The sequence below is a fragment of the Kluyvera sichuanensis genome (assembly GCF_014218705.1).
Classification (GTDB): Bacteria; Pseudomonadota; Gammaproteobacteria; order Enterobacterales; family Enterobacteriaceae; genus Kluyvera; species Kluyvera sichuanensis.
Genome location: NZ_JABBJF010000057.1, coordinates 1 through 5,542 on the forward strand (window position 1 = coordinate 1; position 5,542 = coordinate 5,542).

At 62.5% G+C, this 5,542-nt stretch carries 6 protein-coding genes and 2 pseudogenes; 6 read left to right on the forward strand and 2 right to left on the reverse strand.

Annotated elements, in window-relative coordinates:
- Positions 1-100 precede the first annotated feature (100 nt).
- From HII27_RS26470 to HII27_RS26485, 4 genes and pseudogenes are all read left to right on the forward strand, one after another.
- A pseudogene (locus tag HII27_RS26470) lies at positions 101-346 on the forward strand (IS30 family transposase); the annotation flags it as partial.
- Positions 347-446: 100 nt separating this feature from the next.
- Positions 447-1,259, forward strand: coding sequence for a subclass B1 metallo-beta-lactamase NDM-1 (locus HII27_RS26475; protein WP_004201164.1), 813 nt, complete (start codon positions 447-449; stop codon positions 1,257-1,259).
- Between the two features lie 3 nt (positions 1,260-1,262).
- Positions 1,263-1,628 (forward strand): bleomycin binding protein Ble-MBL, encoded by a 366-nt coding sequence (ble, locus tag HII27_RS26480; RefSeq protein WP_004201167.1) that lies wholly within the window; start codon positions 1,263-1,265, stop codon positions 1,626-1,628.
- A 4-nt stretch (positions 1,629-1,632) separates the two neighbouring features.
- On the forward strand, positions 1,633-2,271 hold the full coding sequence (locus HII27_RS26485; protein WP_004201168.1) for a phosphoribosylanthranilate isomerase: 639 nt from the start codon (positions 1,633-1,635) through the stop codon (positions 2,269-2,271).
- A 10-nt stretch (positions 2,272-2,281) separates the two neighbouring features.
- On the opposite strand, the gene HII27_RS26490 is transcribed toward HII27_RS26485, so the two are convergent.
- Together HII27_RS26490 and cutA are read right to left on the reverse strand one after the other, a co-directional pair.
- Positions 2,282-3,313, reverse strand: a complete 1,032-nt coding sequence (locus HII27_RS26490) for a protein-disulfide reductase DsbD domain-containing protein (RefSeq protein ID WP_004201169.1) — start codon at positions 3,311-3,313, stop codon at positions 2,282-2,284.
- A gap of 4 nt (positions 3,314-3,317) precedes the next feature.
- Positions 3,318-3,647, reverse strand: coding sequence for a divalent-cation tolerance protein CutA (gene cutA / locus HII27_RS26495; protein WP_004201171.1), 330 nt, complete (start codon positions 3,645-3,647; stop codon positions 3,318-3,320).
- A gap of 193 nt (positions 3,648-3,840) precedes the next feature.
- Here cutA and groES point away from each other — a divergent pair, with 193 nt between their 5' ends.
- Positions 3,841-4,131 carry a co-chaperone GroES gene (groES, locus tag HII27_RS26500; protein ID WP_004201172.1) on the forward strand — a complete coding sequence of 97 codons (291 nt, stop codon included), beginning with the start codon at positions 3,841-3,843 and terminating at the stop codon, positions 4,129-4,131.
- 55 nt (positions 4,132-4,186) lie between these two features.
- Positions 4,187-5,446: pseudogene (gene groL / locus HII27_RS26505) on the forward strand (chaperonin GroEL); the annotation flags it as partial.
- Between the last annotated feature and the right edge of the window lie 96 nt (positions 5,447-5,542).

Sequence of the window (5,542 nt, forward strand, 5' to 3'; positions counted from 1 at the left end):
CCCGTCAGCGAAAAGTAATACCCCTCTGGAGGCCACGGACGGCGCGGCCTCCAGAGCACTTTGTCGTTTTTGGACGGAAAATCCCTAGAACCCCATAGATGTATATTTCTGTGACCCACATTCACCCTGGCAAAAAGGCACATGCGAAAATATGAATGGTTTAATTAGGCAATATTTACCTAAAGGGATTGATTTAAATCAGGCAGATCAGCATTATTTAAATCAAGTTGCCATGTCACTGAATACTCGTCCTAGAAAGGCGTTAGATTGGCTTACACCATTAGAGAAATTTGCTCAGCTTGTTGATTATCATATGGCTTTTGAAACTGTCGCACCTCATGTTTGAATTCGCCCCATATTTTTGCTACAGTGAACCAAATTAAGATCATCTATTTACTAGGCCTCGCATTTGCGGGGTTTTTAATGCTGAATAAAAGGAAAACTTGATGGAATTGCCCAATATTATGCACCCGGTCGCGAAGCTGAGCACCGCATTAGCCGCTGCATTGATGCTGAGCGGGTGCATGCCCGGTGAAATCCGCCCGACGATTGGCCAGCAAATGGAAACTGGCGACCAACGGTTTGGCGATCTGGTTTTCCGCCAGCTCGCACCGAATGTCTGGCAGCACACTTCCTATCTCGACATGCCGGGTTTCGGGGCAGTCGCTTCCAACGGTTTGATCGTCAGGGATGGCGGCCGCGTGCTGGTGGTCGATACCGCCTGGACCGATGACCAGACCGCCCAGATCCTCAACTGGATCAAGCAGGAGATCAACCTGCCGGTCGCGCTGGCGGTGGTGACTCACGCGCATCAGGACAAGATGGGCGGTATGGACGCGCTGCATGCGGCGGGGATTGCGACTTATGCCAATGCGTTGTCGAACCAGCTTGCCCCGCAAGAGGGGATGGTTGCGGCGCAACACAGCCTGACTTTCGCCGCCAATGGCTGGGTCGAACCAGCAACCGCGCCCAACTTTGGCCCGCTCAAGGTATTTTACCCCGGCCCCGGCCACACCAGTGACAATATCACCGTTGGGATCGACGGCACCGACATCGCTTTTGGTGGCTGCCTGATCAAGGACAGCAAGGCCAAGTCGCTCGGCAATCTCGGTGATGCCGACACTGAGCACTACGCCGCGTCAGCGCGCGCGTTTGGTGCGGCGTTCCCCAAGGCCAGCATGATCGTGATGAGCCATTCCGCCCCCGATAGCCGCGCCGCAATCACTCATACGGCCCGCATGGCCGACAAGCTGCGCTGAGCCATGGCTGACCACGTCACCCCCAATCTGCCATCGCGCGATTTCGATGTGACAGAGGCGTTTTATGCGAAGCTGGGCTTTGCGACGAGTTGGAAGGATCGCGGCTGGATGATCCTGCAGCGCGGCGGTTTGCAGCTCGAATTCTTCCCCTATCCTGACCTCGACCCAGCTACGAGCTCGTTCGGCTGTTGCCTGCGGTTGGATGATCTCGATGCCATGGTGGCATTGGTGAACGCGGCGGGAGCCGAGGAAAAAAGCACCGGCTGGCCGCGCTTCAAAGCTCCGCAACTGGAGGCGAGCGGCCTGAGGATCGGCTACCTGATCGATCCCGACTGCACGCTGGTGCGGCTGATCCAGAACCCCGACTGACCGCATGCCCGCGAAAATCAAGATTTGCGGGATCAGCACACCCGAGGCGCTCGATGCGACCATCGCGGCGCGGGCGGACTATGCCGGGTTGGTGTTCTATCCAGCGTCGCCCCGTGCGGTTACGTCGAATGTCGCGGGCGCTTTGACATCGCGCGCAGCTGGCCAGATCGCCATGGTCGGTTTGTTCGTCGATGCGGATGATGCTGTCATCGCCGACGCACTGGTGGCAGCCAAGCTGAACGCGCTGCAGCTGCACGGTTCGGAATCGCCCGAACGCGTGGCCCAGTTGCGCGCGCGGTTTGGCAAGCCGGTGTGGAAGGCGCTGCCCGTCGCCAGCGCCAGCGATGTCGCACGCGCCGCAGCCTATGCCGGGGCGGCGGACTTGATCTTGTTCGACGCCAAGACCCCCAAAGGCGCGCTGCCCGGCGGCATGGGGTTGGCGTTCGACTGGTCGCTGCTGGCCGGATATCGCGGTGCCTTGCCGTGGGGGCTGGCAGGCGGGCTAAATCCGACGAATGTTGCCGAGGCGATTGCGCGCACCGGAGCGCCGCTGGTCGATACCTCCAGCGGCGTCGAAAGCGCGCCGGGCGTCAAGGATACCGACAAGATTACCAATTTCGCCTTTGCGGTGCGCTTGGCCTAAATCGCGTCGATCAATAGGCGTCGTTCAGCGCAAAGATCGGCTTGCGGGTGCGCCACTGCCCTCGGGTGAAGTCGGGAAAATCTAACGTGCGATTGCCCTCAGCAATCGATTGTTCCGACAGAGGCGTGATCGCGCTCCAGGCCAGCGCGTCGTAAATGTCGATTGGCATCGGGGCCTTGGCCTTCAGCGCCTCGACAAAAGCGTGGATCACGAACCAGTCCATCCCGCCATGCCCGGCCCCTGCCGCCAGATCGGCGTAGCGTTTCCATAGCGGGTGATCGTATTTCGCAAACCAGCCCTCGGCAGGCTCCCAGCGGTGCGGCTGTGGGCTCTTGCCCTCCAGATAGATCGACTTGTTGACGTCCATCCACAGCCCCTCGGTGCCTTGCACCCGAAAGCCGAGAGAATAGGGGCGCGGCAGCGAGGTGTCGTGGCACAGCATGATCGTTTCACCATTAGTGCAGCCGATCATGGTGTTGACCACATCACCCAGTGCGAATTTCACCTCGGCGTTGGGATGATCGGCAGAGCCGTTCTTGACGACATAATCATGCAGCCCGCGCGCCTTACAGCCGAAGCCGCCAGCGCCCGCTTCGCCCGGCAACGCGACCTTCAGGGTGCGGGTCTGCGGCGGGTAGCACACGCCGGCATCGGCGCAGCCCTGGTACTTCACGGTCAGGGTGGTCGCGCTCGCGCCGGCCGCGGGCGTGCCGGTGAGGGTGCCGAGCAATTCCTTGCGGTAGGTTTCGACGTCGCCGAAGAATTCGTCGCGGTAGGCCTTGCCCTTCGGCAGCGCCATGGTCGCGCCGGTGAAGGCGGCATCGGCCTTGACCGAGGTGCGGTGCCGGTACAGGTAATAGCCGTCGGCGATCCGCCAGCGCACCTCGATGCGGTCCGGCGCGGTGGCCTGCGCGGACAGGACGAAGACCTCGTCGACCGGCGGCAGTTCGAAGTCCTGGGCGACGGCCGAGGTCGCGGGCAGCGCAAGCAGCAGGGCGAGCCCGGCCAGCCAGCGGCGCAGGCGGATCGTGGATGCGGTCATTGGCTCAGTTTACCGGTCGGCTCTCGGCGGCCAGCCATTGCAGGTATTCGGGCAGGCCGGACGCGGCTTCGACCGCGAGCAGCTCCGGGAGTTCGTAGGGATGCAGTTGGCGCAGGCGTTCCTGCAGGGCGGGGTAGGCCTCGGCACTGGTCTTGACCAGCAGCAGGACCTCGGCCGCGGCCTCGACCTTGCGTTGCCAGCGATAGACCGAACGCAGGCCGGGCAGGAGGTTGACGCAGGCGGCCAGGCGCTCGGCCACCAGCGCGGTGGCGATGCGCTCGGCGCTGTCGGCGTCGGGACAGGTGCAGAAGCAGATCAGGGCGCTCACCGGCATAGGGTAGCGGCTGCCCCGATCCGGCGGGCCTGGCGGACATCCGCGTGCGGCCCTTGAAAGTCGGCGGGCCCGCCCCATCTCGGTGGCATGCCGGGTTCGCCCGGTTCTGTTGTCCGCGGTTTGGCACTCGCTTCGCGCGACTGCTAAAATCGCCGGGTTTTTCCACGTCAATCAACCATTTACCGAGGTTGCCATGTCCAATATCAAGCCGCTGCACGACCGCGTGGTCATCAAGCGCATGGAAGAAGAGAAGCTGTCCGCCGGCGGGATCGTGATCCCGGATTCGGCCACCGAGAAGCCGATCAAGGGCGAAGTCGTCGCCGTCGGCACCGGCAAGGTGCTGGACAACGGCCAGGTCCGCGCGCCGCAGGTCAAGGTCGGCGACAAGGTGCTGTTCGGCAAGTACAGCGGCACCGAAGTGAAGCTGGACGGCGTCGAGCTGCTGGTGGTGAAGGAAGACGACCTGTTCGCGATCCTCGGCTGATCGCGCGTCGCTCCCACACATTTCTCATCCGAATAATTTTTCGAGGTAATTCGCAATGGCTGCCAAGGACATTCGTTTCGGCGAAGACGCGCGCTCCAAGATGGTGCGCGGCGTCAACGTGCTCGCCAACGCCGTGAAGGCGACCCTCGGCCCGAAGGGCCGCAACGTCGTGCTGCAGAAGAGCTACGGCGCGCCGACCATCACCAAGGACGGCGTCTCCGTCGCCAAGGAAATCGAACTGGCTGACGCGTTCGAGAACATGGGCGCGCAGATGGTGAAGGAAGTCGCTTCCAAGACCTCCGACAACGCCGGCGACGGCACCACCACCGCCACCGTGCTGGCGCAGGCGTTCATCCGCGAGGGCATGAAGGCGGTCGCCGCCGGCATGAACCCGATGGACCTGAAGCGCGGCATCGACCAGGCGGTGAAGGCCGCGGTCGGCGAACTGAAGTCGCTGTCCAAGCCGTCGTCGACCAGCAAGGAAATCGCCCAGGTCGGCGCGATCTCCGCGAACTCGGATGCCAACATCGGCGACCTGATCGCGCAGGCGATGGACAAGGTCGGCAAGGAAGGCGTGATCACGGTCGAGGAAGGCAGCGGCCTGGACAACGAACTCGACGTGGTCGAGGGCATGCAGTTCGACCGCGGCTACCTGAGCCCGTACTTCGTCAACAACCAGCAGTCGATGTCGGCCGACCTGGATGATCCCTTCATCCTGCTGTACGACAAGAAGATCTCCAACGTGCGCGACCTGCTGCCCGTCCTCGAGGGCGTGGCCAAGGCCGGCAAGCCGCTGCTGATCGTGGCGGAGGAAGTCGAAGGCGAAGCGCTGGCGACCCTGGTGGTCAACACCATCCGCGGCATCGTCAAGGTCTGCGCGGTGAAGGCCCCGGGCTTCGGCGACCGTCGCAAGGCGATGCTGGAAGACATGGCGATCCTGACCGGCGGCGTGGTGATTTCCGAGGAAGTCGGCCTGTCGCTGGAGAAGGCCACCATCAAGGACCTCGGCCGCGCCAAGAAGATCCAGGTGTCGAAGGAAAACACCACCATCATCGATGGCGCCGGCGAAGGCGCGGGCATCGAGGCGCGCATCAAGCAGATCAAGGCGCAGATCGAGGAGACCTCCTCCGACTACGACCGCGAGAAGCTGCAGGAGCGCGTGGCCAAGCTGGCCGGCGGCGTTGCGGTGATCAAGGTCGGTGCCGCCACCGAAGTCGAGATGAAGGAAAAGAAGGCGCGCGTCGAAGACGCCCTGCACGCGACCCGTGCGGCCGTCGAGGAAGGCATCGTCCCGGGCGGCGGCGTCGCCCTGATCGGAGAGCATAAAAAATATTGGGGCAGCGTGAGCTATGCTGCCATCGCTGGTCCCTTCCCGTCACTTTGAAAACCCGGATACCAGCAGACAAATTTA

Coding starts and splice junctions, on each gene's coding strand:
- cutA (WP_004201171.1), bottom strand. CDS start 3,647: ATGCCGGTGAGCGCCCTGATCTGCTTCTGCACCTGTCCCGACGCCGAC.
- HII27_RS26485 (WP_004201168.1), top strand. CDS start 1,633: ATGCCCGCGAAAATCAAGATTTGCGGGATCAGCACACCCGAGGCGCTC.
- HII27_RS26490 (WP_004201169.1), bottom strand. CDS start 3,313: ATGACCGCATCCACGATCCGCCTGCGCCGCTGGCTGGCCGGGCTCGCC.
- HII27_RS26475 (WP_004201164.1), top strand. CDS start 447: ATGGAATTGCCCAATATTATGCACCCGGTCGCGAAGCTGAGCACCGCA.
- groES (WP_004201172.1), top strand. CDS start 3,841: ATGTCCAATATCAAGCCGCTGCACGACCGCGTGGTCATCAAGCGCATG.
- ble (WP_004201167.1), top strand. CDS start 1,263: ATGGCTGACCACGTCACCCCCAATCTGCCATCGCGCGATTTCGATGTG.